This window comes from Streptomyces monticola, from assembly GCF_042665355.1.
GTDB lineage: Bacteria > Actinomycetota > Actinomycetes > Streptomycetales > Streptomycetaceae > Streptomyces > Streptomyces monticola.
The window spans coordinates 1-26,393 of record NZ_JBHTCF010000012.1 but is presented as its reverse complement, the minus strand read 5'-3'; the positions used below and the strand labels follow the sequence as shown (position 1 = coordinate 26,393).

The window sequence follows — 26,393 nt, the reverse complement described above, 5'->3', positions numbered from 1 at the left end:
CCGGTGCTTCTCGCCCGACCCTTCAGTGGCTGCCCGTCTTGCGCCGAATTACGCCGCCTGGTCGTGTACTTCCCGCCCTCGTGCTGCTCGTACAGCACTTCGGCAAGGGGCCTGGAGAGCCCAGTGCGGCGGAACTCCGCCGCCCCCGGCCTCTCCCGCAATGCCCCCTCAACTCCCTTACCGAAACGACGAATGGCGGCGCCCGGGAATTCCCGATCCGGGGATCTTCCGGGGGCTCTTCCGCGGTCACCTCGCACGGCCTCCCGCGACGACCTCTGCCGAGGCCTCCGCACGGCCTCCCGCGACGACCTCTGCCGAGGCCTCCGCACGGCCTCCCGCGGCGACCTCTGCCGAGGCCTCCGCACGGCCTCCCGCGACGACCTCTGCCGAGGCCTCCGCACGGCCTCCCGCGGCGACCTCTGCCGAGGCCTCCGCACGTCCTTCCGCAACGACCCTCGCCGAGGCCTGCGCAAGTACCTCCGCACGTCCCCCGTCGAAAGATTCAGGCCAACCCCTCCCGACCGGTGGCGCATTGGAGACTCGTCCCTGTGGGCAGGAGCCGGGCGGCAATATCCCGGTAAGAACGACAACTCATGACGCCCTGCGCCCGCTTCGGCCGAAAAGCGATCGGCCATGACCGGACGTGTCTTCGAGTTGTTCGTGTGGCAGTAGTAGGCTCACGCCGTTTATTGCCGCACGTACCCCCGGTCACGGGGGTTGAGCTGGGGGAGGCCATGCGCTTTCGCGGGAAGTCCATCCGCCGGAAGATCGTGGCGTTGCTGCTTGTGCCGCTGGTTTCCCTGACCGCCATCTGGGGCTTCGCCACGTTCATCACGGGCCGTGAGGCGGCCCAACTGCTCGATGTCTCCTATGTCGTCGACGAGGTCGGTTACCCCATCGAAGACGCGGTCCGCGTCATCCAGGACGAGCGCCGTCAGACCCTCGTCTATCTCGCCGACCTGCGAGCGTCGGACGCCCCCGCGAAACTGCGGAACCAGCGGGACGCCACCGACGACATGATCCGCAAGGTCCGCGAGAACGCCCAGGACCCGGACGTACGCGAGGAACTGGCCGGCGACTCCGCGAACCGCCTCGACTCCATCCTCGAGGCCTTCGACGGCATCGGCTCCCTGCGCCGCTCGGTCGAGGACGGCTCGATCGACGCCGAGCAGGCCCTGACGCTTTACAGCCGCCTCATCGACCCCTGTTACAGCTTCCTGCTCACCCTGCACGCCCTGGACGACGTGGAGCTCGACAAGCAGGGCCGCGCCCTCGTCGGCCTCGTCCGGGCCCGTGAACTGCTCTCCCGTGAGGACGCGTTGCTCGGGGCGGCCCTGGTCGGGGGGCGGCTCGACGCCGACCAGCTGCGGAAGGTCGCCGGTTACGCGGCACAGCGCAATCTGCGCAACGAGATCAGCCTGGAGATCCTGCCGCAGGACGAGCAGGAGCGCTTCGAGCGCTTCTGGCGCAGCCCCGCTGCGGCCCCTCTCCTTGAGCTGGAGAAGAACGTCATCGAGGGCCGCCCCGGCAAGCCGCGCGGCGTCACGTCGGCCACCTGGGACAAGGCCGCGAAGACCGTCCTGGACGATCTGGCCGAGCTCAACACCGCCGCGGGCGACCGCTATCAGGAGCGGGTCGAGCCCGAGGCGATGGGCGTTCTGCTGCGGGCCGGCGCCGCCGGCTTCCTCGGGCTGCTCGCCCTGCTGTTCTCGGTCGTCCTGTCCGTACGCGTCGGCCGCACCCTGGTGCGCGACCTGTCCCGGCTCCGCAAGGACGCGCACGAGGTCTCCGGCGTACGCCTGCCGAGCGTGATGCGCCGCCTGGCCGCGGGCGAACAGGTCGACGTGGAGACCGAGGCGCCCAGGCTCGAATACGACAGGGACGAGATGGGCCAGGTCGGGCAGGCCCTCAACACCCTGCAGCGGGCCGCCGTCGAAGCCGCCGTCAAACAGGCCGACATGCGCCGCGGCGTCTCCGAGGTGTTCGTCAACCTCGCCCGCCGCAGCCAGGTCCTGCTGCACAAGCAGCTCACCCTGCTCGACGCGATGGAGCGCAGGACCGAGGACACCGAGGAACTCGCCGACCTGTTCCGTCTCGACCACCTCACCACCCGCATGCGGCGGCACGCCGAGGGCCTGGTGATCCTCTCCGGCGCGGCCCCTTCGCGGCAGTGGCGCAAACCGGTCCAGCTGATGGACGTGGTGCGCGCGGCGGTCGCCGAGGTCGAGGACTACGAGCGCATCGAGGTGCGCCGCCTGCCGCGGATCGCCGTGACCGGACCCGCCGTCGCCGACCTCACCCATCTCGTCGCCGAACTCCTGGAGAACGCCACGGTGTTCTCGCCCCCGCACACCGCGGTCCAGGTGCACGGTGAACGCGTCGCCAACGGCTTCACCCTGGAAATCCACGACCGTGGCCTCGGGATGACCCCCGACGCGCTCCTCGACGCCAATCTGCGGCTCGCCGAGACCCCCGAGTTCGAGCTCTCCGACACCGACCGGCTCGGCCTGTTCGTGGTCAGCCGCCTCGCGCAGCGCCAGAACGTCCGGGTGTCCCTGCAGCCCTCGCCGTACGGCGGCACCACCGCGGTCGTCTTCGTGCCCGACGTCCTGCTCACCGAGGTGGCCGAAGGGGAGAGCACGGGCGGTATGCGCCTGGACCGCGGTCCCGGGGCCGAACCGGCCGCGGAACGCACCGCTCAGCTCTCCAAGGTGCCGGCCCAGCTGCCGAGCCTGCCGCAGTCCGTGATCGAGGCCGCCGTACTCGACGGCCCGGTCGAACTCGAGGCGCCGGCCGACGCCGGAAGCCGCGGACTCGGGCTCGGTCTCGGAGACATCAGTGACATCAGCGATCTCGGGGACATCGGGGACGAGGACAGCGAGCGCGGCGGCCTGTTCCGGCCACGCCGCACCGCCGCCAAGGGCCGCACTGCCGCCAAGGGCCGTCCCACCCCTGAGGGCCGTCCCACTTCTGAGGGCCGCCCCGCTCCGGAAAGCCGCGGCGAACACCAGCAGGCCGAGGACGGCGCCGACCGCGAGGCCGAGCCTGCCCGCCCCGACGCCGCAGCGGGCCCTGTGCCGCTGCCGCGCCGCAGCCGCACCCCCAAGCTGGTCAGTTCGCACGGCCGCCCCGTCACTCACACCAGGTCACGCGACGCGGAGCCGCCGTCCCGCTCGGCCGGGCGCCCCGGCGAACCGGGCCCGGATGAGGGGCGACAGGCGGCCCCGCTCGGCGAACTCCGCAACGGACTGCCCACGCAGCCCGATGGCCGCACGGAACCGGCGCCCGAGAGCGAACGCCTCACCCCCGAGCGCGAACGCCCCGCGCCCGCGCCCGAGCGGATACGCCCCGCTCCCAACCGGGACCGGCCCGAGAACGCGGTGGACACCCCCACCACGTCCCTGCCGCGCCGGGTCCGCCAGGCCAGCCTCGCCCCGCAGTTGAAGGACGCCCAGGAGCGCGAGCGCGAGCCCGCGCGGGAAGAGCCGCCGGCCGACCGCGACGCCGAAGAGGTGCGCAGCCGTATGGCCTCCCTGCAGCGCGGCTGGCAGCGCGGCCGCAGGGACAACGGCGAGGCGGACGAAGGAACCGCAGCCGATGGAGCCCCAGGCGAAGTAACCGCAGCGGGGCAAGCCGCAGCCGAAGTAGCCGCAGCCGAAGAAGCCGCAGCGAGGCAAGCCGTAGCCCAAGAATCCGCAGCGGAGCAACCCGCGGCCCAAGAGCCCGCGGCCGAGAACGCCGCAGCACACCGCACCACACCGGAGGGGGACGGTCGATGACCGCACCGAACACCGCGACACACACGGGAGAGCTGAACTGGCTCCTCGACGACCTCGTCGCGCGCGTGGCGAGCATCCGCAAGGCCGTCGTCCTCTCATCGGACGGACTGGCCACCGGTGTCTCCACCGCCCTGACCCGTGAGGACAGCGAGCATCTGGCCGCCGTGGCCTCCGGGTTCCACAGCCTCGCCAAGGGCGTCGGCCGGCACTTCGACGCGGGCCGGGTGCGCCAGACCGTGGTCGAGCTGGACGACGCGTTCCTGTTCGTGACCGCGGCAGGTGACGGCAGTTGCCTCGCCGTCCTCGCGGACGCGGACTCCGACGTCGGTCTGGTCGCCTACGAGATGACGCTCCTGGTGAAGCGGGTCGGCGTACATCTGGGGACGGCGCCGCGCAACGATCTGCCCGCCGGAGGGTAGTGGAATGGCATGAACAGCGACGGTCACGGGACGCCCCACTGGTTCGACGACGACGCGGGACCAGTGGTGCGTCCGTACGCCATGACGCGCGGCCGCACCACCAGTGCCGGCCAGCATCGCCTCGACCTGATCGCGGTCGTCGTCGCGGAGACCCACGCGGACGACCCCGAGGCGGACCAGACCCTCGCCCCCGAACACGTCGACATAGTCGGCCTGTGCCGCAGCGCCCCGCAGTCCGTGGCCGAGCTGGCCTCGGAACTCGACCTGCCGATCGGAGTGGTCCGGGTCCTCGTCGGCGATCTGGTCGCCGAGGACCTGGTCCATGTGACCCGCCCCGTCCCCCCGGCCGAACTGCCGGACGAGAGTATCCTGCGCGATGTGATCAACGGTCTGCGCGCGCTCTGAGACCACCGGTCCACGCGTGCTCTGAGCAGGAGATCTCCGTGACGGACACAGGGTCGGACAGGCACGGCGAAGACACGCGCCCAGGCTCGGACACAGGGTCGGACAAGCACGACGAAGACGTCAGCACGCGGCCGGGCTGGCAGTTCTGGGTCGACCGCGGCGGCACGTTCACCGATGTGGTGGCACGGCGCCCCGACGGTCGGCTGCTCACGCACAAGCTCCTCTCGGAGAATCCCGCCCGCTATCGCGACTCCGCGGTGGCGGGCATTCGCGCTCTGCTCGACGTCCCCCTGGAAGAAGCCCGGATCGACGCCGTCCGGATGGGCACCACGGTGGCCACCAACGCCCTCCTGGAGCGCAAGGGCGAGCCCACCGCCCTCGTCATCACCCGTGGCTTCCGTGACGCCCTGCGCATCGCCTACCAGAACCGCCCACAGATCTTCGCCCGCGAGATCGTCCTGCCCGAGCTGCTCTACGCGCGCGTGGTGGAGGTCGACGAGCGGCTGGCCCCCGACGGCACCGTGCTCGCACCCCTCGACCTCGACGCCCTCGCCGCCGAGCTCAAGAGCGTCCACGACGACGGGATCAGGGCCGTCGCCGTGGTCTGTATGCACAGCCATCTGCACCCGGAGCACGAGCGGGCCGTCGGCCGTCTCGCGGCCCGCACCGGCTTCACCCAGATCTCGCTGTCGTCCGAGGTCAGCCCGCTCATGAAGCTGGTGCCGCGCGGGGACACGGCGGTGGTGGACGCCTATCTGTCCCCGGTCCTGCGGCGCTACGTCGAGCAGGTCGCGGACCAACTCCACGGCGTACGCCTGATGTTCATGCAGTCCAACGGCGGCCTCGCCGAGGCGCACCAGTTCCGCGGCAAGGACGCCATCCTGTCGGGACCCGCGGGCGGCATCGTCGGCATGGCCCGGATGTCGCAGCGCGCGGGCTTCGAGAACGTCATCGGCTTCGACATGGGCGGCACCTCCACGGACGTCTCGCACTACGCGGGCGCGTACGAGCGGGTCTTCACCACACAGATCGCCGGAGTGCGGATGCGCGCCCCGATGCTGGACATCCACACCGTCGCGGCGGGCGGCGGCTCGATCCTGCACTTCGACGGCAGCCGCTACCGCGTCGGCCCCGACTCGGCGGGCGCCGAACCGGGCCCGGCCTGCTACCGGGGCGGCGGCCCGCTCACCGTCACCGACGCCAACGTGATGCTCGGCCGGATCCAGCCGGCCCACTTCCCGCAGGTGTTCGGCCCTGACGGCGACCAGCCCCTGGACGCGGGCCTGGTGCGCGAGCGCTTCACCGCGCTCGCCGCCGAGATCAAGGAGCGCACCGGCGACGACCGCACGCCCGAACAGGTCGCCGAGGGCTATCTGCAGATCGCCGTCGCCAACATCGCGGGGGCCATCAAGCGGATCTCGGTCCAGAAGGGCCACGACGTCACGCGCTACGCCCTGACCACCTTCGGCGGCGCGGGCGGCCAGCACGCCTGCGCCGTCGCCGACTCGCTCGGCATCCGCACCGTCCTCGTACCGCCCATGGCCGGTGTGCTCTCCGCCCTCGGCATCGGGCTCGCCGATACGACGGCGATGCGCGAGCAGTCCGTGGAGGCGCCCCTGGAGCCCTCCGCGATGCCCGGTGTGGAGGAGACGGCGGCCGCCCTGGAGGAGGCCGCGCGCGCCGAACTGCGCGCCGAGGACGTGCCCGAGGAGCGGATCCGTGTCACGCGTCGCGCTCAGGTCCGCTACGACGGCACGGACACCGCCCTCACAGTGGAGCTTTCCGAACCCGTCGCTATGGAGCGGGATTTCACGGAGCAGCACCGCGCGACGTACTCCTTCACCCTGGACCGTCCTCTGGTCGTCGAGGCGCTCTCCGTCGAGGCCACCGGAGTCACCGAGCCACCGGACCTGTCCGGTCTGACCGCACCACGCGCGCGTGCCGCCGCCCCGCAGACCACCCGCCTGCACACGGGCGGCGCCCTGCGCGACGTACCCCTGCACCGGCGCGAGGAACTGCCGCCCGGGGAACGGATCACCGGGCCCGCGCTCATCACCGAGGCGAACGCCACCACGGTCGTCGACGACGGCTGGCAGGCCGCCATGAACGACGAGGGCCACCTGGTGATGGAGCGGGTCGCCGAGACGGAGGGCCTGACGGCCGGCACCGAGGCCGACCCGGTGCTCCTTGAGGTCTTCAACAACCTCTTCATGTCCATCGCCGAACAGATGGGCGCCCGCCTGGAGTCCACGTCCCAGTCGGTCAACATCAAGGAGCGGCTCGACTTCTCCTGCGCACTCTTCGACCCGGACGGCAGCCTGGTCGCCAACGCCCCGCACATTCCGGTGCATCTGGGGTCCATGGGCACCAGCGTCAAGGAGGTCATCCGGCGCCGCACCGAGATGCGCCCGGGCGATGCGTACGCCGTGAACGACCCCTACCACGGCGGCACCCACCTGCCCGACGTCACCGTGATCACCCCGGTGTTCGACAGCGCGGGAACGGAGATCCTCTTCTACGTCGCCTCACGCGGCCACCACGCCGAGATCGGCGGTATCGCCCCGGGCTCCATGCCGGCCGACAGCCGCCGGATCGAGGAGGAGGGCGTCCTCTTCGACAACTGGCTGCTCGCGGAGAACGGCCGCTTCCGTGAGCGCGAGACGTATGAGCTCCTCACCGGCGCGCCCTACCCGTCGCGCAACCCCGCCACCAACCTCGCCGACTTCCGCGCCCAGATCGCCGCCAACGCCAAGGGGGTGGAGGAAGTCGGCAAGATGATCGAGCACTTCGGGCTCGATGTCGTCCAGGCGTATATGAAGCACGTCCAGGACAACGCCGAAGAGGCGGTACGCCGGGTCGTGGACGCCCTCGACGACGGGACCTACGCCTATGAGACGGATTCCGGAGCCGTCATCCACGTCAGGGTCACCGTCGACCGCCGGCAGCGCTCCGCGACCGTCGACTTCACCGGTACGTCGGACCAGCTGCCCGGAAACTTCAACGCCCCCTACGCCGTGGTCAACGCGGCGGTCCTGTATGTCTTCCGCACCCTCGTCGCCGACGACATCCCCCTCAACGACGGCTGTCTGCGCCCCTTGGAGATCATCGTGCCGGACGGCTCGATGCTCGCACCCGAACCGCCCGCCGCCGTCGTCGCGGGCAACGTGGAGACCTCGCAGGCCATCACCGGCGCCCTGTACGCGGCGCTCGGCGTGCAGGCCGAGGGCTCGGGCACCATGAACAACGTCACCTTCGGCAACGACCGTTTCCAGTACTACGAGACGGTGGCCTCGGGTTCGGGTGCGGGTGACGGCTTCGACGGGGCGCCCGCCGTGCAGACCCATATGACCAACTCGCGGCTCACCGACCCCGAGATCCTGGAGTGGCGCCTTCCCGTGCTCCTGGAGGAGTTCGCGGTACGCGCGGGCAGCGGGGGAGCGGGGCACTGGAGCGGCGGTGACGGGGTGGTGCGCCGTATCCGCTTCCGCGAGCCGATGACCGTCTCCACGCTCTCGGGCCACCGCCGCGTACCGCCGTACGGCATGGCGGGCGGAGAGCCGGGCGCCCTCGGCGCCAACCGCGTCGAGCGCGCGGACGGCACGGTCCTGCACCTCCAGGGCGCGGACTCGGCGCAGCTGGAGGCGGGGGACGCCCTGGTCGTGGAGACACCCGGCGGCGGGGGATACGGAACTCCCTGACGGCAGACAGGCAGACAGGCAGACAGGCAGACGGCAGACAGGCAGACGGCAGGCAGGTAGGCAGACGGGTGGGTGGGCGTGCGGACCGCGGCCCGCCCCGACCGGCGAGATCAAGGCGTAAAACCGGAAGCATGTCCGGACGTATCTGACGTACAACCGGACCCACCCGCACGGCAGATCACCGCGAAGCCCGCGAACCGGCCCAGAAGCCCGGCATCGTTCCGGCCACGATCACCCTCCGGCGGTGAACCGGAATCCCTCCGCCGCTAGAGTCTGCTGCGGAACTCGCCCATGTCAGCGGGGAGTTCCGCACCGTCGGCACACCAGGAGTGGAGATCAATGGCGATCCTCGGCCGCTCTGCGCGGCGCAAGGCCCCGGTCGAGCCGGTCACCCTCAAGATCCTGGTGGCCGGAGGCTTCGGCGTGGGCAAGACGACCCTCGTCGGCGCCGTCAGTGAGATCAAGCCGCTGCGCACCGAGGAGACGCTGAGCGAGGCGGGTCGGCCCGTCGACGACACCGAGGGCGTCGAGGCCAAGAACACCACCACCGTCGCCATGGACTTCGGCCGCATCACACTCCGCGAGGACCTGGTCCTCTACCTTTTCGGTACGCCGGGGCAGGATCGTTTCTGGTTCTTGTGGGACGAGTTGGCGCAGGGAGCGCTCGGCGCGGTGGTGCTCGCCGACACCCGCCGCCTGGAGGACTGCTTCGCCGCCGTCGACTACTTCGAACGGCGCGGCATCCCCTTCATGATCGCCGTCAACTGCTTCGAAGGCGCGGACCGTTACCCCACGGACATGGTCCGCCAGGCCCTCGACATCGACGAGGGCGTCCCGGTTCTGCTGTGCGACGCCCGTGACCGCGAGTCCGTCAAGGAGGTCCTGGTCACCGTGGTGAAGCACGCGATGGCCAGGGCGAAGGCGGCCCGGGAACCGGTCACCACCTGAGGCACGCCCCGACTCCGTCGGTCCGGGAGGTCCGACAGGTCCGACAGGTCCAGCAGGTGCGGCAGGTCCGGGAACGGGTTGCGGCCCGTACCCCCGCCGACCGGGGTACGAGCCGCAAGCTTGTGGACGGGAGCGAACAGGGGCTGACGGGAGCTGACGCGGTCCGTTCAGTCCTTGCCGTCCTCCTGCCAGCCGAAGCTCCGCTCCACCGCCTTGCGCCAGTTGTGGTACTCGCCGTCGCGCGCCTCCTGGCTCATCTGCGGAGTCCACTCCGCGTCCTTCTGCCAGTGCGCCTTCAGCTCGTCCAGGTCGTTCCACACGCCGGTCGCGAGCCCGGCCGCGTAGGCCGCGCCCAGGCAGGTCGTCTCGGAGACCTTCGGGCGTACCACCGGCACGTCGAGCACATCCGCCTGATGCTGCATCAGCAGATTGTTCTTGGTCATGCCGCCGTCGACCTTGAGCGTGGTGATGTGCACGCCGGAGTCCTGGTACATGGCGTCCACGACCTCGCGGGTCTGCCAGCTGGTCGCCTCGAGGACGGCGCGGGCGAGGTGCGCCTTGGTGACGTACCGGGTCAGACCGGTGACGACACCGCGCGCGTCCGAGCGCCAGTAGGGGGCGAACAGACCGGAGAACGCGGGCACGATGTACGCGCCGCCGTTGTCCTCGACGCTGGCCGCGAGTGTCTCGATCTCGTCGGCGTTGCGGATGATCCCGAGCTGGTCGCGGAACCACTGCACCAGCGCTCCGGTGATCGCGATCGAGCCCTCCAGACAGTAGACGGGCGCTTCGCCGCCGATCTGGTAGCCCATCGTCGTCAGGAGGCCGCTCTTCGAAGGCACCGGCCGGTTACCGGTGTTGAGGAGCAGGAAGCTGCCCGTGCCGTAGGTGTTCTTCGCGGTGCCGGTGTCGTAGCAGGCCTGTCCGAAGATCGCCGCCTGCTGGTCGCCGAGCGCCGAGGCGACCGGCACTCCGGCGAGCTGGCCGACGGCCGTTCCGTACACCTCGGCCGACGACTTGATCTCCGGCAGGACCGCCTCGGGCACGTTCATCGCGGACAGGATCGAGGAGTCCCACTGCAGCGACTCCAGATTCATCAGCATCGTCCGCCCGGCGTTGGTCACGTCGGTGACGTGGACGCCGCCGTCCGTGCCGCCGGTCAGATTCCAGATCAGCCAGGAGTCGATGGTGCCGAAGGCTATTTCGCCGCGCTCGGCCCTGGCGCGCAGGCCCGGCACGTTGTCGAGCAGCCAGGCCGCCTTGGGGCCGGAGAAGTAGCTGGCCAGGGGCAGCCCCGTGGCCTCGCGGAAGCGGTCCTGGCCGTCGCTGCCGCCCAGTTCGCTGCAGAGCGCCGAGGTGCGGGTGTCCTGCCAGACGATCGCGTTGTGCACGGGCTTGCCGGTGGCGCGGTCCCAAAGGACCGTCGTCTCACGCTGGTTGGTGATGCCGAGCGCGCTGAGCTGGTCGGCGCGCAGCCCCGCCTTGGCGATGGCGCCCGCGACGACCGCCTGCACCTTGGACCAGATCTCGGTCGCGTCGTGCTCCACCCAGCCGGGCTTGGGGAAGATCTGACGGTGTTCGCGCTGGTCGACGGCGACGATCGCGCCGTCCTGGTTGAAGATGATGCAGCGGCTCGAGGTGGTGCCCTGGTCGATTGCGGCGACGAATTTGTCCGTCATGACGTCCCCTTCGTGCGAAGTCTGCGCGGATTCGTGGGAAGCCTGCGCGGAGGACCGGTCGGGAAGCTGAGGTTCGGGCAGCCGGGCGGGCCGCTCGAACGGCGTCTCGGAGCGTGGGTTCGGCCCAGTGACTCAGAGGCTCAGTAGCTCGGAGGCTCGGAGGCTCGGTAGGCCAGGGTGAATCAGAAGGCCAGGTTGAAGATGACGCCGGAGAGCGCACCGCCGATCAGCGGTCCCGCCACCGGCACCCAGGAGTAACTCCAGTCGGACGAACCCTTGTTGGGGATCGGCAGCACCGCGTGCGCGATACGCGGACCGAGGTCACGGGCCGGGTTGATGGCGTAACCGGTGGGCCCGCCGAGCGAGAGACCGATGCCGACGACGAGGAAGGCGACGATCAGGACCGTCGTGCCGGACTCGCCGAGTCCCTTGGTGAGTCCGAACGCCAGGATCGGCAGGACGAGGCCGATGGTCGCGATGATCTCGGTCAGCATGTTGGCGACGGGATTGCGGACCTCGGGGGCGGTGGAGAAGATCCCCAGGGTCGGCAGTGCGGTCTCCTTGTCGGCGTTCGCCTGGAACTGCGCGTAGTACGCCGCCCAGCACAGGGTCGCACCGACGATCGCGCCGATCATCTGGCCGAGGATGTACAGCGGTACCTGGTCCCAGTCCCCGGTGTCGATGGCGACGCCGAGTGTGACGGCCGGATTGAGATGGCCGCCGGACAGCGGCGCCGCCGTATAGGCGCCGGCCATGACGCCGAAGCCCCATCCGAAGGCGATGACGACCCACCCGGCGGCCTTGGCCTTCGAGTGGTTCAGCGTGACGGCGGCGCACACTCCGGCGCCGAACAGAATCAGGATCGCGGTGCCGATGATCTCACCGACGAAGACGTCCCCATTGGAAAACATGGCGGCTCCTTGGCCCTCGCCCGGGGCCTTGCGCCCCGGTCCTCCGTGCAGGGTGCGTGCGTGGCTACGTCGGCCTGGGACAGGGGTCTCCCGCGCCCCGCCCGGCGTCCGTGACGAGCGTGCCGTCGCAGCCGAATCGCCCGTGGGGAGTGGCCCGTTGAAGCTGCGAGACACAGCTGGGGCCCTGAGCGGCGCCTTGCCGAAGTGCGGCGATGCCGACTGACACCCGGAAGTGTTCACCGGCGGTGGGGGAGCGTCAAGGTCGCGGACGACAACGGTTGGCGCGGGCGGGGCCGGGGCGGTGGAGGCGAGGGCCTGGGGTCACCTCACCCAGGTCTCGGCCGCCCCGCACCCGGCGCTCGCCGTCGCGGTACCGGGACCAGTGCCGGTACCGGTACCGGCGCCCGCACCTGCCCCCGAACCAGCGGTATCGGCCCCCGCACCCGACCCCGAACCACCGGCACCCGCACCCGACCCCGGACCACCGGTACCGGCCCCCGCCCCGCGCCTGACCCGGTACCCCGGTGTGCCCGCGCGTCCCAGGACCCAGCTCGCCCCGCGCAGCGACTTCGCGGCCTGCTTCAGTGGTGCGAGCCAGGCAGCGGCCTGCCGGTGGTCGGTGACCGTGCCGGGTGGGCACTCCACGGTGGCGAGGGAGAGCGTGACGTCCCGACCGCCCGCCGACCAGGGCCGGTCGAGCACCGCGGCCGCCACCGCGTCGAGCACTTCGGGGTCGGCCAGGAACAGGAAGTCGTCGCCGCCGATGTGCGCCACGCGTACCCGCTCCGCAGGTCCCGCACGGGTCACATCGGACGCCACTTCGGACGCCGCGCGGGCCATGTGGGACGGCTCCCCGGATGCCATGCGGGACGGCATCCCGGAAGCCCTGTCGGACGGCACCCCGGACGTCACGCCCGATGCGACAGCGGACGCCGCGCGGGCGAGCGCGGACCCCACCGCTCGGATCAGCTCGTCGCCCGCCGCGAACCCCGCCCCGTCGTTCACCTGCTTGAAGTCGTCCACGTCGAGCCAGCTCAGCGCGAAGCCCCGCCCGCGCGCGATCCACTGGTCGACCTCACCGGTGACGGCGTCCGAACCGGGAAGCCGGGTCAGCGGATTGAGCCCCGCGGCCTCCTCGACCCGGTTCTCCGCCAGGGCCCGCACCAGGTCGGCGAGGCGTACGACGCCCACACACCGCCCGTCCCGGTCCACCACCGCCACATCGTCGCCGGTACGGTCGCGCGCCCCGTCCGCGAGGACGTCGAGAACCTCCCACGCGGTGGCGTCCGCGCCGACCGTACGCGGATCGTCGGCGAGCCGCGCCGCCGGCCGTCCCGCGTGCAGGGCGTGCCCGTAGCGCCCGGACAGGGAGAGCAGGAACCGGTACCGGTCCACGGCCCGCACGGGCACCCCGCGTGCGTCCACGAGCAGTACCCCCGAGACGTCGGGGGAGCCGATGAGCAGGCTGCGCACCCGCTCCGCCGAAGCGGACGCGGGCAGCAGCGCCGCAGGGCGTACGAACTGCCGTACCGCGGGCCCTCCTTGAGCGGAAGGCGGCACGGCGGGCGCCGTGGCCGGAACGAACACATCCGCCGCGGGCCGGCGGGCCGGCGGCGCGAACAGCACCCCCTGCGCCAGCTGCGCCCCCGCGGCCCGAGCCGCCGCGCACTGCCGCTCGGTCTCGACGCCCTCCACCGCGAGCAGCGCCCCGAGCTGCTCGCACAGCGCCCGCATGGCGTGTACGGCGGGCTCGCGGGGCAGCAACGACGCGTCCAGCTTGACCAGTTCGGGTGCCATGTCCACCAGGAGACGCAGCGGTACGTCGCCGTCGCCGACCCCGTCCGCACAGATCCGGAAGCCCTCGCCGCGCAGTGCGGCAACACCTTCGAGAAGCGCCCGGTGGGGTACGTGGGTGAACGGCGGCCCGAGGTCGAGCGTCACCTCCCACGGCAGCCGCCCCGCCTCGTACACGGCGTCCCGCAGCGCGCCGAGCCCGCCGAGGTCGGCCACGGTCGCCGCGAACACGTTGACGTGCAGCGGAAGAAGCGTCTCCTGACGGGATGCGGCGCGGACCGCGAACGCGGCGAGGCGGCCGTCGAGTTCGGGGTCGCGGCGCGCTTCGGCGAGGATGTCGCCCGACTCGGGGCGGGCGAGTATCTCCTGCGCGGCGACGGCGCCGGTGGCCAGATTGACCACCGGTTGGAACGCGAAACGGAGCGAGTCCGACCAGGGAGACACGCCAGCATGATGTCCCCGCCCGGACCCGCCCGGGGCCAGTTCATGCGCTGTTCACGCAGCCTTTCCGGCCGGTCACTGTGCGTACGAATCAACTGGTCGGCCCGCGGGCCGGGATGACGGTGCCGCCGGCCGACCGGGCACTGCGATCACCGCACGGCGCCCACCGCTCTGCGGTCCCGCGGCGCGCGCTCACCGCACCGCGATCACCGAGGAGCCGTGCCCGAAGAGCCCCTGGTTCGCGGAGATGCCCACCCGCGCCCCCTCGACCTGCCGCTCGCCCGCCGTGCCCCGCAACTGCCAGGTCAGCTCGCAGACTTGGGCGATGGCCTGGGCGGGCACGGCCTCGCCGAAGGACGCGAGCCCGCCGCTGACGTTCACCGGTATACGGCCGCCGAGCGCCGTCGCCCCCTCCCTGAGCAGCTTGGCCCCCTCGCCCTCGCCGCACAGCCCCAGGTCCTCGTACCACTGCAACTCGAGCGCGGTGGACAGGTCGTACACCTCGGCGAGCGACAGATCCTCGGGACCGATGCCCGCCTCCTCGTACGCCGCGTGCGCGATCGAGGCGCGGAACGGGCGTGCGGGCGCGGCCACGGCGGCGGCCGAGTCCGTCGCGATGTCGGGCAGGTCGAGGACGGTCTGCGGGTACTGCGGCGTGACCGTGGACACCGCCCGCACGCGCACGGGATCCGCCGCTCCGTGCCGGCGTGCGAACTCCGTGCTGGACAGCACGAGCGCGGCCGCGCCGTCCGAGGTCGCGCAGATGTCGAGCAGGCGCAGCGGATCGGCGACCACCGCGGATGCGGCCACCTCGTCGGCCGAGACGGCCTTGCGGTAGCGGGCGTTGGGGTTCAGCAGGCCTGCCGCGGCGTTCTTCACCTTGACCTGCGCGAAGTCCTCCAGGGTGTCCCCGTGCAGCGCCATGCGGCGGCGCGCGTAGAGGCCGAAGAACGCCGGGTTGGTGGCGCCGAGTACCCGGAAGCGCAGCCAGTCGGGGTCATCGGCGCGGTCGCCGCCCGCGGGTTTGAAGAATCCCTTCGGCGCGGCGTCCGCACCCACCACGAGCACGACGTCCGCAAGTCCGGCGAGGATCTGTGTCCGGGCGGTGTTGATGGCCTGCGCACCCGAGGCGCAGGCCGCGTACACGCTGGTCACGCGCGCGCCCTGCCAGCCGAGCGCCTTGGCGAAGGTGGCTCCGGCGACATAGCCGGGATAGCCGCCGCGCACCGTATCCGCGCCGATGATCGAGCCCACGTCGCGCCAGTCGAGCCCGGCGTCCGTGAGCGCCGCGCGCGCGGCTTTGGTGCCGTACTCGATGAAGCTGCGCCCCCACTTGCCCCAGGGGTGCATCGCGGCGCCGAGCACCGCCACGTCACGTGTGCTCATCGCTCGCTCACCGGCTTCCAGTGCCAGGTCGTCCAGGTGGTGTCGGCGTCCTCGTTCAGCACGCCGGGCACGACCTCCACCTCCATGCCGACCGTCAGCTGCGCCGGCGTCACACCGGGCACGGCCTGCCCGAGCACCACCATGCGTTCCGCTTCGAGTTCGACGGCGACCAGGGTGTACGGCTGCCACTCCTGGTCCGGGTCGGAGACATAGGGGGCGGGCGGACGATAGCGCCCGTCGGTGTACGACCAGATGCGGCCCCGCTTCGACAGCGGCACCTCGTCGAGCGCACCGCCCGCGCATCCGGGATTGCGGCAGAACGTGTCCTCGCGGGGGAAGAAGACGGAGCCGCAGCCGGCACAGCGCGTGCCGAGCAGCCGGAAGCCGTCGTCCTCCCCGCCGAACCAATCGGCTACGACCGGGGTCCGCTGACGCGACAAGGTCCCTCCCTGACACTGGATCTGACGGAACGTCAGAAGTGTGCCACGCCCGGCCGCACACGGACAGGGGCGGCAGTCGGCCGACGACCGCCGGGCTATGGCGAATCGGTCGGCCGACGAGCGTCACGGAACCGTGAATCAGCCGGTCGACGACCGCCTGGATACGGAGAATCAGCCGGTCAACGACCTCCGCGACACCGGAAAGTCGAAGTAGGTGTCGGGGAACAGCTCCGGCTTGTGCGTGAAGTGCCACCACTCCTCGGGCAGGTTGGCGAACCCCTGCTCTGCGAGCACGCCGCGCAGCAGATCCCGGTTCTTCCGCTGTACGCCGGTGATCCGCGGGTCATCGGTGTGCGAGAGCGTGTCGAAGCAGTCGAACCCGGTCCCCATGTCCACCGAGTTGTCGGGGAAGCGCTCGCTCTGTGGCGCGTAGCACGCCACCAGCGGCTCACCCGGCACATAAGGGCGCGTGGGCGCCGCGGGCAGCTTCACCACGGTCAGATCGACCGTCGAGCCACGGCTGTGCCCGGACTTCTCCGCGATGTAACCGTCCGCGAACAGCCGCGACTTGTCGACTTGCGGATAGAACTCCTTCTTCATCCGCTCGTCGTCGAGGTCCTTCGCCCAGCGTACGAAGTGGTCGACCGCGCGCTGCGGCCGGTAGCAGTCGTACACCTTCAGGGAGTAGCCCTTGCGGAGCAGCTTGCGCTGCGCCTTGTGCAGGGCCTTCGCGGCCGGTTCCGTGAGGATGCAGAGCGGCTTCTTGTAGCCGTCGACGGGCTCGCCCAGGAAGTTGTGGGGCGTCGTGTATCGCATCTCCTGCAGGATCGTCGGATCCACGTCGCGCAGCGCCACGAACTCCTCCGGGGCCTTGGGCTCCGGATCGGCCGCGGCGGGGGCGGGCACGGTGGTGGCGGCGAGCAGGGCGGCGGCACCGACGGCGAGCGTACGGAGCGTGCGCAGCACGGAAGTTGGCGTCATGGCACCTCCGTCTATCAGGCGCGGAGGCCGCGCGGAAGGTGATCGGATACAGTCCGCGCGTGTCCTCGCCGCTTCCTGAACCGTCACCCGCCGCGACCCGGCGGGGTGCGCACTGCTCCAGCTGCGGCGCGCGCTACGGCCCTGTCTCCGGATGGCCCCGCACCTGCCCGTCCTGCGGGGATGTGGCGTACCGCAATCCGCTGCCGGTGGCGGTGGCACTGGTTCCGGTCGTGGCAGACCTTGAGGACGCGCCCTGTGTGGCACTGGCTGAATCCGGTACTGCCGGTACCGCCGGCGCCGGACGCGCCGACCGGGGCGCCACCGGCCTGGTGGTCATCACCCGCACCATCGAACCGGCCTACGGCACACTCGCCCTGCCCGGGGGTTTCATCGACCACCGTGAGGACTGGCGCCACGCCGTCGTCCGCGAACTGGCCGAAGAGACCGGCATCGAGGCCTCGTACGAAGAGGTCGCCCTCGCCGATGTCCTCAGCTCACCCGACGGCCACCTGCTGCTCTTCGGGCTCCTCCCGCCGCGGCCCGCGAGCGCGTTGCCGCCGTCGGCCCCCACGGCGGAGACGGACGGCTGGAGCCTCCTGCGCTCCCCGGCCACCCTTGGCTTCCCCCTCCACACGACCGCCGCACAGAAGTGGTTCGCGGGCGGCTACGCCGACAGGACGCCCTGACCGGGCGTCCGGCTCACAGGTCGAACCACAACTCCGGCCGCTCCCAGGCGACCTTCGGCGGCGCCGGCGGCACGGTGCCGGTGCGGCGCGCACCCAAGCGCCGGTAGAACGCCTCCGACGGCGGATGCGAGACCACGCGGACGTCGCTCAGGCCCGCCTCCCGCGCCCGCTGGAGCACCTGTTCCACGAGCAGTCGGCCGACCCCGCGCCCCTGCGCCTCGTCCGTCACGAACGCGAGGTCGAGCTCGGGCGGCTCGCACACCACGGAACAGAACCCGAGGACTCCCTCACGCCCGGCGTCGGCCACGCACACCAGATGCCGGTCGATGTACCCGGGCGTGACCCGGTACCCAGCGATGATCGACGCGTACCGCCCCCGATAGGCGCCGGACTCCCGCATCAGCGCGGTGAGGCGGTCGGCGTCCGCGGCGACAGCTGTCTGACCGTGATCGTCTCCATGGCGGCGAGTATAGGAGCGCCCACTGACATTGCCCCTTACAGATCCGCACTGTCCCTTACAGACCCGCACTGTCCCTTACAGACCCGCACTGCCCCTTACAGACCCGCCTCAAGGCCCCGCACCCGCACCGGCTCCGTCACCTCGCCCGCCGTACCGTCGGCGCACTCCCGCTCGACCACCACCTCACCGCTCCCTGCCCAGCGCGACACATACCGCTCGACCTCCGGCAGCTCCCAGCCCGCGCCCGCGTCCCGCACCACCAGGCCCGATCCACTCCGCCCACGCTGCGGCGCCCACACCTCCAGCTCGAGGCCACCGTCCGCTCCCCGGACCGGAAGCACCGCTCCCGCGCGCGCGAGTACGGGAATGCGTGACAGCGGGGCGTCCACGAGCACCTGCCCGGGACCTTCGTACGCCTGCCCCGTCGCCGTGTCGTACCAGCGACCCCGCGGCAGCCGCACCGCACGCCGGTCGGCCCCGTGCTCCAGAACCGGGGCCACGAGAAGCGCATCCCCGAGCAGAAATGCGTCCTCGCAGTCCCGCAGCGCCCGGTCCTCCGGCGACGACCACCACAAGGGACGCACATAGGGAGCCCCGGTGCGGTGCGCGAGATGCGAAAGCGTCACCAAGTAGGGCTGGATACGGCGCCGTTCATCCAGCGCCACGCGCGCGTGCCGCAGCACCTCGGGACCGAACGCCCACGGCTCCCTGCGCCCGGCCCGCAGCGCCGCATGCGTACGGAACAGCGGCAGATACGCCCCCAGCTGGAACCAGCGCAGATACAGCTCGGGCGAGGGGCTGCCGTCGAAGCCGCCCACATCAGGACCCGAGTACGGCACTCCGCACAGGCCGAGCCCCATGACCAGCGAGAGCGAGGCCCGAAGCCCCGGCCAGCCGGTCGCCACGTCCCCCGACCACGTACCCCCGTAGCGCTGCATCCCCGCCCACCCGGACCGCGAGAACAGGAACGGCCGCTCGCCGGGCCGCAGTTGACGCAGCCCCGCGTAGCCGGCCGCGGCCATGCACAGGCCGTACACGTTGTGCGCCTCACGATGGTCGCCGCCACGCCCGTCGAGCGCGTGCCGGGCGCTGCGCGGCAGCGTCATGTCCCCGAACGCGGCGAAGGACACCGGTTCGTTCATGTCGTGCCAGAACCCGGCGAACCCCTGCGCGAGCCGCTCCTCATAGAGGCCGCCCCACCACCGGCGGACCTCGGCGGAAGTGAAGTCGGGATACACCGACTCACCCGGCCACACGACGCCCCTGACCACCCGCCCCCGTGCGTCACGCACGAAGGCGTCGGCCGCGCGCCCGGAGTCGTACACCTCGTTGCCCGGCTGCCCCTTGACCGCCGGATCGACGATCGACACCAGCCGGACCCCGTCGTCGGCCAGGTCCTTGGCAAGAGCGGGAAGCGACGGAAAGCGCTCCGTATCCACCGTGAACACCCGCCGCTCGGCGAAGTGGTCGATGTCCAGGTGCAAGGCATCGAGCGGAAGGCCACGCTCCTGATAGCCCGCGACGATCCGGCGCACCTCCTGCTCGCTGCCGAACCCCCAGCGCGCATGCTGATGACCGAGGGCCCACGCCGGAGGCAGCGCGGTCGCCCCGGTCAGAGAAGCGAAAACATGCAGCACGCGCGCGGGGGAGCCGACCACCACCCAGCACCTGAGCGGCCCCCCGTCCATCCGCAGCTCACTGCCCCCGGCCCGGTCGTGCCCGGAACCCGCCCCCTCCTCACCCTCGCGCAGCGTCACAAGGCCGTCCCACGAGTTGTCGTGGAACACCAGATGCGTGCCCGCGTCCGCCACCACCATCTGAACCGGCATCGTCAGATACAGCGGATCGTCACCAGGGCCGAAAGCGTGGCCCGGATCGGTGTTCCACAGCCGGTACGCCCCGTCCCGCAGACGCGGCCCGCCCGCACGCCCGCCGAGCCCGAAGAACCGCGCGTCGGCGGCGACTTCGGACCGCTGCACCCACCGCGCGCTGTCGCCCGACGCCGGCTCCCACCACCGCGGCGGCAGATCCCTGCGCAACACCACCCCGCCCGGCGTACGCACCTCCACGGCGCCGTGCCGGGACACCACGACGGTCACCCGCTCCGACACCACCCGCCAGCCGCCCTCCTTGTCCGGCTCGAGGAGTGCCCGCGGATCCGCCTCGGGCGCCCCGCCCGCCAGCGCGTAGGAAGGCTCGGGCCCCGCGCCGTCCCACCCCCAGAACACCGCGCCGCCACCCGTCACACACACCCGCAGCTCCGAGCGCGCGAACCGGATCACACCGCCGCCGGGGCCCGGCTCCACCTGCGTCACGGGACCCGGCACCCGGGCCCGCTCGGCCCCCCTGCGCGGAAGTCCCACAGAGTCCGTACGCCGCCTACGCCAAGCCGCCCGCACCGCGCGCAAACCCTGTGCCGGGCCGACAGCCCCGACCGCCTTCACCGACCGCACCAGGCCATGACCGTCCATGCAGCTCAGCCTGCCAGTACGCGCGCGTGCCGCGTAGGGCGTTCATGCGCCGTTCACCCGTGGTGCGACCACACCTTCACGCCACGGACTGTGGGGGAGCGACCCTGGTGCGGAAGTCGATCACATGGCATCGTCCCTAGAGCCGCGTCACGCGCACCACCCCGGCACGTGCGCGTGCCGAACGCACACACCGCGTACAGCTTGGGAGCCGCCCCATGTCCACCGCCGCACCGCAGCAGCCGCAGCCTCTCTGGCAGCCCGACCGGGCCCGCGTCGACGCCGCAGCGATCACCCGCTTCCAGGCCTGGGCCGCCGAGCGGTACGCCGCACCCGCCGAGGGCGGCTACCCGGCCCTGCACCGCTGGTCGGTGGACCACCTGGACACCTTCTGGGAAGCCGTCGTCGACTGGTTCGGCATCCGGTTCTCCACGCCGTACACGAGCGTCATCGGCGACCGCTCCATGCCGGGCGCCCAGTGGTTCCCCGGCGGCACCCTCAACTACGCGGAGCACGCCCTGCGCGCCGCCGCCGACCGCCCCGACGACCCGGCGCTCCTGTACGTCGACGAGACCCACGAGCCGCAGCCCGTCTCCTGGGCCGAGCTGCGCCGCCAGGTCGGCTCCCTCGCCGCTGAGCTCCGCGCTCGCGGGGTGCGGCCCGGCGACCGCGTCAGCGGCTATCTGCCCAACATCCCGCAGGCCACGGTGGCACTCCTCGCCTCCGCCGCCGTCGGCGCCGTCTGGACCTCCTGCGCCCCCGACTTCGGCGCCCGCAGCGTCCTCGACCGCTTCCAACAGGTCGAACCCGTCGTCCTGTTCACCGTCGACGGCTACCGCTACGGCGGCAAGGAGCACGACCGGCGCGACACCGTGGCCGAACTCCGCCGCGAACTGCCCACCTTGCGCGCGGTGGTACACATCCCGCTGCTCGGCACCGAGGCACCCGAAGGCACCCTGGAGTGGTCGGAGCTCACGGCGGGCGACACGGAGCCGGTCTTCGAGGAGGTCCCCTTCGACCACCCGCTGTGGGTGCTGTACTCCTCCGGCACCACCGGTCTGCCCAAGGCCATCGTCCAGTCCCAGGGCGGCATCCTCGTCGAGCACTTCAAGCAGCTCGGCCTGCACTGTGACCTGGGCCCCGACGACCGGTTCTTCTGGTACACCTCCACCGGCTGGATGATGTGGAACTTCCTCGTCTCCGGCCTCCTGACGGGCACCACGGTCATCCTCTACGACGGCAGTCCCGGCTACCCCGAGACCGGCGCCCAGTGGGGCATCGCCGAGCGCACCGGCGCCACCCTCTTCGGCACCTCCGCCGCGTACGTGATGGCCTGCCGCAAGGCCGGCGTCCACCCCGCCCGCGACCACGACCTCTCCCGTGTCCAGTGCGTCGCCACCACCGGCTCCCCGCTGCCGCCCGACGGCTTCCGCTGGCTGCACGACGAGTTCGCCGACGCGGGAGCCGACCTGTGGATCGCCTCCGTCAGCGGCGGCACCGACGTGTGCTCCTGCTTCGCGGGCGCCGTACCCACCCTGCCCGTCCATATCGGCGAACTCCAGGCCCCCTGCCTGGGCACCGATCTGCAGGCCTGGGACCCCCAGGGCAAACCCCTCACGGACGAGGTCGGCGAACTCGTCGTCACCAACCCCATGCCGTCCATGCCGATCCACTTCTGGAACGACCCCGACGGCAGCCGCTACCACGACAGCTACTTCGACACCTACCCCGGCGTCTGGCGCCACGGCGACTGGATCACGGTCACCTCGCGCGGCTCCGTCGTCATCCACGGCCGCTCCGACTCCACCCTCAACCGCCAGGGCGTCCGCATGGGTTCGGCCGACATCTACGAAGCCGTCGAGCGCCTCCCGGAGATCCGTGAATCCCTCGTCATCGGCATCGAACAGCCCGACGGCGGCTACTGGATGCCCCTCTTCGTCCACCTCGCCCCCGGCGCCGTCCTCGACGACGAGCTGCGCACCCGCATCAAGCAGACCATCCGCGAGCAGCTCTCCCCGCGCCACGTCCCCGACGAGATCATCGAGGCCCCCGGCGTCCCGCACACCCTGACCGGCAAGCGCATCGAAGTCCCCGTCAAGCGCCTGCTCCAAGGCACCCCCTTGGAAAAGGCCGTCAATCCGGGCTCCGTGGACAACCTGGACCTGCTCCGCTTCTACGCCGACGTGGCCCGCGACCGCACCTGACCCATCCGTCCCCCGACGGCATTGTCAGTGCCTCCCGTTACTGTGAGTGAGCACTGATCAACTGTGTCCAGGGGGAGACATGTCAGAAGCCAAGCAGCACACCATGCGCCGCATCCTGCGCCGCGAAGTCGCCGGCACCATCGGCCTGTTGGCCGACGCGGAGGACTTCGCGGCGATGCGCCGCTACCGCACTTTCACCTTCAGCGACCACGCCACTTACCTCCGCGAGGTGGAGCGCCTCCTGCGCACCTTCGCCTCCGAGGGCAAACACACCACACTCGCCCTCTTCGACCCCGAGGAGTACGCGGACTACTGCACAGCCACCGGCCTCGACCCGGACACCTCGGACGGCCGCAGCCGCTTCACCGCGGAACTCGCCGCCGCCGGCCCCACCGTGGCGTACGACGGCCGCCCTCTCGACGACCTCGTCCCCGACCTGGTCGACGAGGCCCTGCGCCGCTCCACCGTGGAGTACGCCGAGGAGCTGCTCGCCGGCATCGGCCGCTGCGCGGACTGCGGCGAGGACATCGGCGGCTCCGCCTTCACCCGGGCCGCCCTGCTCCTCACCCGCATCCTCGACACGGCACAGCCAGGCGTCCACCACGTCGTCTGCTCCGTCTCCACGGACACAGAACCGCTGCTTGCGGCCCTGCACGCCGAGCGCACAGCCGACGGCCTGATCCACCTGGACGAGACCGACGCCCTGGAATTCACCACGGTCCTGGCCGCGGGCATCGCCACCTCGAGCCCCGGCGGAGTCGTCCTGCGCACCAGCGTCCCCGACACCCAGGACCGGGTCTGCGGCTGGCGCCTCACGGCCGACCGCCTCATCCCCCTCACCGAAGCCGAGGTCTTCGACGCCTACTGCACGGACTCCTGGTCGGGAGACCCGGTCCCACCCGAGCCCGGCGTGGAATACGGCCAGGCCCCCGACCTCGGCCCCCACGAAGAGGAGCACCCGCACTGACGGCACAGCACGAAGGGTGCCCCACCCAAGTGGGGCACCCTTCGCTCAACTCGGCCCGGCGCTAAGCCGGTCCGCATGTCACTCGCCGGACAGCACGGCCTGCGCCGCCGCCCGCGCCTCGTCGGCGGTGTCCGCCGCTCGAGCCGCGGCCGCGGCACGCTCACACTGCGCCAGCGTGTACTTGGCCAGCGTCGCGCGCACATACGGAATCGAGGCGGCACCCATGGAAAGGGAGGTGACACCAAGACCGGTCAGCACACACGCGAGCACCGGGTCCGAAGCGGCCTCGCCGCACACACCGCAGCTCTTGCCCTCGGCCTTGGCGGCGTCGGCGGACAGCGCCACGAGGTCGAGCAGCGCGGGCTGCCACGGGTCCTGAAGCCGGGACACCGCACCCACCTGACGGTCGGCGGCGAAGGTGTACTGCGCCAGGTCGTTGGTCCCCAGCGAGAGGAACTCGACCTCCTGCAGAATCGAGCGGGCCCGCAGTGCGGCGGACGGAATCTCCACCATCGCACCGAACTTCGCCTGCAGCCCCGCCTCACGGCACGCGTCCGCGAACGCCTTGGCGTCCAGACGGTCGGCGACCATCGGCGCCATGACCTCGAGGTACACCGGCAGCCCCTCGGAGGCCTTGGCCAGCGCGGTCAGCTGCGTACGCATCACCTCGGGGTGGTCAAGCAGCGACCGCAGACCACGCACACCAAGAGCCGGGTTCGGCTCGTCGGCAGGCGTCAGGAAGTCCAGCGGCTTGTCGGCACCCGCGTCGAGTACGCGCACGACGACACGCCCCTCGGGAAACGCCTCGAGCACCTTGCGGTACGCCTCGACCTGCTTCTCCTCGGACGGCGCCTTCTGGCTGTCGTCCAGGAAGAGGAACTCGGTACGGAAGAGCCCGACGCCCTCGGCACCGGCATCGACCGCGGCAGGCACGTCCGCGGGCCCGCCGACATTGGCGAGCAGCGGCACCTTGTGCCCGTCAGACGTCGCGCCGGGACCGGTCGACGCGGCGAGCGCGGCCTTGCGCTCCTCGGCCGCCTGCTCCAGCTCGGCCCGCTTCTCGGGGCTCGGGTCGACGTGGATGTCACCGGTGCTGCCGTCCACGGCCACGACCGTGCCCTCGGCCAGCTCACCGGCACCGGGCAGCGCGACCACGGCCGGCACACCGAGCGCCCGCGCCAGAATCGCGGAGTGGCTGGTCGGCCCGCCCTCCTCGGTCACAAAGCCGAGCACGAGCGCGGGGTCGAGCAGTGCGGTGTCGGCCGGCGCGAGGTCCCTGGCGATCAGGACGTACGGCTCGTCGCTGTCGGGCACACCCGGCATCGGCACACCGAGCAGGCGCGCCACGATCCGGTTGCGCACATCGTCCAGGTCGGCGACGCGCCCCGCCATGTACTCACCGGCGCCCGCAAGCAGCTCCCGATAGTGCGAGAAAGCGTCGTAGATACCGCGCTCAGCGGTGCTGCCGACGGCGATACGCCGGTCGACATCAGCCATGAGCTCAGGGTCCTGGGCAATCATGGCCTGGGCCTCGAGCACGGCCTGGGCCTCACCACCGGCCAGATTGCCGCGCGCAATCAGGTCGGCCGCGACAGCTTCAACCGCCTTACGGGCGCGCCCCTGTTCGCGCTCCGCCTCCTCGGCAGGAATCTGCTTCGCCGGCGGCTCGAGCACCGCCGTACCCATGTGCCGAACCTCGCCGATCGCCACACCGTGGCTCACGCCGACGCCTCGCAGCGTTGTCTCCATTTCACCCGTCTCCGATATATGCGGCGGACCAGCCCGCCGCGGTGGATGTCGTACTTGCCGCCGCCCAGAGCGGCACTGACGTCACTGCCAGCTGAACAGTTCGTCGCCGGCCTTCACGTCGCCGTCCTCGGTGACACCGGAGAGGGACTCGGCCGTGGCCTCGAGGGCCACGATCGGGCACACCGGGGACTTGCCGGCGGCCTCGACGGCAGCCGGGTCCCAGCGCACGACCGCCTGGCCGCGCTGCACGGTGTCACCCTTGTTGACGAGCAGTTCGAAGCCCTCGCCGTTGAGCTGCACGGTGTCGATGCCCAGGTGGGTCAGGACGCCGTGTCCCTGTTCGTCGACGACGACAAAGGCATGAGGGTGAAGAGAGACAACGATGCCGGCTACGGGAGCCACAGCCTCAGAAGGCTCACGCGCGGGATCAATTGCCGTACCGGGTCCCACCATCGCGCCGGAGAACACCGGGTCGGGCACTGCAGTAAGCCCGATGGCGCGTCCGGCGAGTGGGGACGTCACGGTCGTCATGGGGAGCCTCCCAGGGGTGGAGAGTCATAAGCGCCGCCACTACCTGTCCTGGACGACGCACTGTTCAGAAGGGTAAGTCATAAGAAGTCCCGGTTCCGCACAACTGGTCCCACTTGGCAGGCGTACGACGCCCCGCAAACGATTTGCGTCCGCCCTGGGGCGGCATGTACTGTCGTACTCCTGCCTGAGGCCGCACAGCGCGCCAAGCGTTAAGCCTCGGCGGCATCCTCATTGAGTCGATCCTATCCCTGGATGCGGTTCTGCGTGCTCGCGGAGACCGTGGTCGGGAGAGCGGAAAAGGCCTGATAGAGTTTGGAAACACCGAAGGGAAGCGCCCGGAGGAAAGCCCGAGAGGGTGAGTACAAAGGAAGCGTCCGTTCCTTGAGAACTCAACAGCGTGCCAAAAGTCAACGCCAGATATGTTGATACCCCGTCTCCGGCCATCAT

Annotated in this window: 18 protein-coding genes; 8 read left to right on the top strand and 10 right to left on the bottom strand. The window is 71.2% G+C overall.

The window, feature by feature from the left end:
* Window positions 1-734 precede the first annotated feature (734 nt).
* From ACFQVC_RS25545 to ACFQVC_RS25525, 5 genes are all read left to right on the top strand, one after another.
* Window positions 735-3,779 carry a sensor histidine kinase gene (locus ACFQVC_RS25545; protein ID WP_381834788.1) on the top strand — a complete coding sequence of 1,015 codons (3,045 nt, stop codon included), beginning with the start codon at window positions 735-737 and terminating at the stop codon, window positions 3,777-3,779.
* The gene (locus tag ACFQVC_RS25540; RefSeq protein ID WP_381834786.1) at window positions 3,776-4,198 is read left to right on the top strand and encodes a roadblock/LC7 domain-containing protein; all 423 of its coding nucleotides are present in this window, start codon (window positions 3,776-3,778) and stop codon (window positions 4,196-4,198) included. Before ACFQVC_RS25545 ends, ACFQVC_RS25540 begins: the two co-directional genes overlap by 4 nt.
* Before the next feature lie 9 nt (window positions 4,199-4,207).
* Window positions 4,208-4,603 carry a DUF742 domain-containing protein gene (locus tag ACFQVC_RS25535; protein ID WP_381834785.1) on the top strand — a complete coding sequence of 132 codons (396 nt, stop codon included), beginning with the start codon at window positions 4,208-4,210 and terminating at the stop codon, window positions 4,601-4,603.
* 38 nt (window positions 4,604-4,641) lie between these two features.
* Complete coding sequence (locus tag ACFQVC_RS25530; protein ID WP_381834783.1) at window positions 4,642-8,301, top strand: hydantoinase B/oxoprolinase family protein; 3,660 nt, start codon at window positions 4,642-4,644, stop codon at window positions 8,299-8,301.
* 339 nt (window positions 8,302-8,640) lie between these two features.
* Window positions 8,641-9,249, top strand: coding sequence for a GTP-binding protein (locus ACFQVC_RS25525; protein ID WP_381834781.1), 609 nt, complete (start codon window positions 8,641-8,643; stop codon window positions 9,247-9,249).
* Between the two features lie 167 nt (window positions 9,250-9,416).
* On the opposite strand, the gene glpK is transcribed toward ACFQVC_RS25525, so the two are convergent.
* From glpK to ACFQVC_RS25495, 6 genes are all read right to left on the bottom strand, one after another.
* Window positions 9,417-10,928 carry a glycerol kinase GlpK gene (glpK, locus tag ACFQVC_RS25520; RefSeq protein ID WP_381834779.1) on the bottom strand — a complete coding sequence of 504 codons (1,512 nt, stop codon included), beginning with the start codon at window positions 10,926-10,928 and terminating at the stop codon, window positions 9,417-9,419.
* A 182-nt stretch (window positions 10,929-11,110) separates the two neighbouring features.
* On the bottom strand, window positions 11,111-11,839 hold the full coding sequence (locus ACFQVC_RS25515) for an MIP/aquaporin family protein (protein WP_381834777.1): 729 nt from the start codon (window positions 11,837-11,839) through the stop codon (window positions 11,111-11,113).
* Between the two features lie 321 nt (window positions 11,840-12,160).
* Entirely contained in the window at window positions 12,161-14,077 is a 1,917-nt protein-coding gene (locus ACFQVC_RS25510; RefSeq protein WP_381834775.1) for an EAL domain-containing protein, read from the bottom strand.
* 189 nt (window positions 14,078-14,266) lie between these two features.
* Window positions 14,267-15,460, bottom strand: a complete 1,194-nt coding sequence (locus tag ACFQVC_RS25505; RefSeq protein WP_381834773.1) for a lipid-transfer protein — start codon at window positions 15,458-15,460, stop codon at window positions 14,267-14,269.
* Window positions 15,457-15,900, bottom strand: a complete 444-nt coding sequence (locus tag ACFQVC_RS25500) for a Zn-ribbon domain-containing OB-fold protein (protein WP_381834771.1) — start codon at window positions 15,898-15,900, stop codon at window positions 15,457-15,459. Before ACFQVC_RS25500 ends, ACFQVC_RS25505 begins: the two co-directional genes overlap by 4 nt.
* 171 nt (window positions 15,901-16,071) lie before the next feature.
* The gene (locus ACFQVC_RS25495; protein WP_381834769.1) at window positions 16,072-16,881 is read right to left on the bottom strand and encodes a M15 family metallopeptidase; all 810 of its coding nucleotides are present in this window, start codon (window positions 16,879-16,881) and stop codon (window positions 16,072-16,074) included.
* A gap of 59 nt (window positions 16,882-16,940) precedes the next feature.
* Between ACFQVC_RS25495 and ACFQVC_RS25490 the strand changes: the two genes are divergently transcribed.
* Window positions 16,941-17,567 carry an NUDIX domain-containing protein gene (locus ACFQVC_RS25490; RefSeq protein WP_381834767.1) on the top strand — a complete coding sequence of 209 codons (627 nt, stop codon included), beginning with the start codon at window positions 16,941-16,943 and terminating at the stop codon, window positions 17,565-17,567.
* 13 nt (window positions 17,568-17,580) lie between these two features.
* Here the strand turns inward: ACFQVC_RS25490 and ACFQVC_RS25485 are convergent, their stop codons facing one another.
* Entirely contained in the window at window positions 17,581-17,967 is a 387-nt protein-coding gene (locus ACFQVC_RS25485) for a GNAT family N-acetyltransferase (protein WP_381834765.1), read from the bottom strand.
* A gap of 155 nt (window positions 17,968-18,122) precedes the next feature.
* Window positions 18,123-20,498, bottom strand: a complete 2,376-nt coding sequence (locus tag ACFQVC_RS25480) for a glycoside hydrolase family 31 protein (protein ID WP_381834763.1) — start codon at window positions 20,496-20,498, stop codon at window positions 18,123-18,125.
* A 215-nt stretch (window positions 20,499-20,713) separates the two neighbouring features.
* On the opposite strand from ACFQVC_RS25480, the gene ACFQVC_RS25475 reads away from it, so the two are divergent.
* Window positions 20,714-22,699 (top strand): acetoacetate--CoA ligase, encoded by a 1,986-nt coding sequence (locus ACFQVC_RS25475; RefSeq protein ID WP_381834761.1) that lies wholly within the window; start codon window positions 20,714-20,716, stop codon window positions 22,697-22,699.
* Between the two features lie 79 nt (window positions 22,700-22,778).
* Window positions 22,779-23,666 carry a hypothetical protein gene (locus ACFQVC_RS25470; protein WP_381834759.1) on the top strand — a complete coding sequence of 296 codons (888 nt, stop codon included), beginning with the start codon at window positions 22,779-22,781 and terminating at the stop codon, window positions 23,664-23,666.
* A gap of 78 nt (window positions 23,667-23,744) precedes the next feature.
* Here the strand turns inward: ACFQVC_RS25470 and ptsP are convergent, their stop codons facing one another.
* Together ptsP and ACFQVC_RS25460 are read right to left on the bottom strand one after the other, a co-directional pair.
* Window positions 23,745-25,415: a phosphoenolpyruvate--protein phosphotransferase gene (ptsP, locus tag ACFQVC_RS25465; protein WP_381834757.1), complete on the bottom strand. Its 1,671-nt coding sequence runs from the start codon at window positions 25,413-25,415 to the stop codon at window positions 23,745-23,747.
* 81 nt (window positions 25,416-25,496) lie between these two features.
* Window positions 25,497-25,946 carry a PTS sugar transporter subunit IIA gene (locus ACFQVC_RS25460; protein WP_381834755.1) on the bottom strand — a complete coding sequence of 150 codons (450 nt, stop codon included), beginning with the start codon at window positions 25,944-25,946 and terminating at the stop codon, window positions 25,497-25,499.
* Window positions 25,947-26,393 lie beyond the last annotated feature (447 nt).

Coding starts and splice junctions, on each gene's coding strand:
- ACFQVC_RS25545 (WP_381834788.1), top strand. CDS start 735: ATGCGCTTTCGCGGGAAGTCCATCCGCCGGAAGATCGTGGCGTTGCTG.
- ACFQVC_RS25540 (WP_381834786.1), top strand. CDS start 3,776: ATGACCGCACCGAACACCGCGACACACACGGGAGAGCTGAACTGGCTC.
- ACFQVC_RS25535 (WP_381834785.1), top strand. CDS start 4,208: ATGAACAGCGACGGTCACGGGACGCCCCACTGGTTCGACGACGACGCG.
- ACFQVC_RS25525 (WP_381834781.1), top strand. CDS start 8,641: ATGGCGATCCTCGGCCGCTCTGCGCGGCGCAAGGCCCCGGTCGAGCCG.
- glpK (WP_381834779.1), bottom strand. CDS start 10,928: ATGACGGACAAATTCGTCGCCGCAATCGACCAGGGCACCACCTCGAGC.
- ACFQVC_RS25515 (WP_381834777.1), bottom strand. CDS start 11,839: ATGTTTTCCAATGGGGACGTCTTCGTCGGTGAGATCATCGGCACCGCG.
- ACFQVC_RS25505 (WP_381834773.1), bottom strand. CDS start 15,460: ATGAGCACACGTGACGTGGCGGTGCTCGGCGCCGCGATGCACCCCTGG.
- ACFQVC_RS25495 (WP_381834769.1), bottom strand. CDS start 16,881: ATGACGCCAACTTCCGTGCTGCGCACGCTCCGTACGCTCGCCGTCGGT.
- ACFQVC_RS25485 (WP_381834765.1), bottom strand. CDS start 17,967: ATGCGGGAGTCCGGCGCCTATCGGGGGCGGTACGCGTCGATCATCGCT.
- ACFQVC_RS25480 (WP_381834763.1), bottom strand. CDS start 20,498: ATGGACGGTCATGGCCTGGTGCGGTCGGTGAAGGCGGTCGGGGCTGTC.
- ACFQVC_RS25475 (WP_381834761.1), top strand. CDS start 20,714: ATGTCCACCGCCGCACCGCAGCAGCCGCAGCCTCTCTGGCAGCCCGAC.
- ACFQVC_RS25470 (WP_381834759.1), top strand. CDS start 22,779: ATGTCAGAAGCCAAGCAGCACACCATGCGCCGCATCCTGCGCCGCGAA.
- ptsP (WP_381834757.1), bottom strand. CDS start 25,415: ATGGAGACAACGCTGCGAGGCGTCGGCGTGAGCCACGGTGTGGCGATC.
- ACFQVC_RS25460 (WP_381834755.1), bottom strand. CDS start 25,946: ATGACGACCGTGACGTCCCCACTCGCCGGACGCGCCATCGGGCTTACT.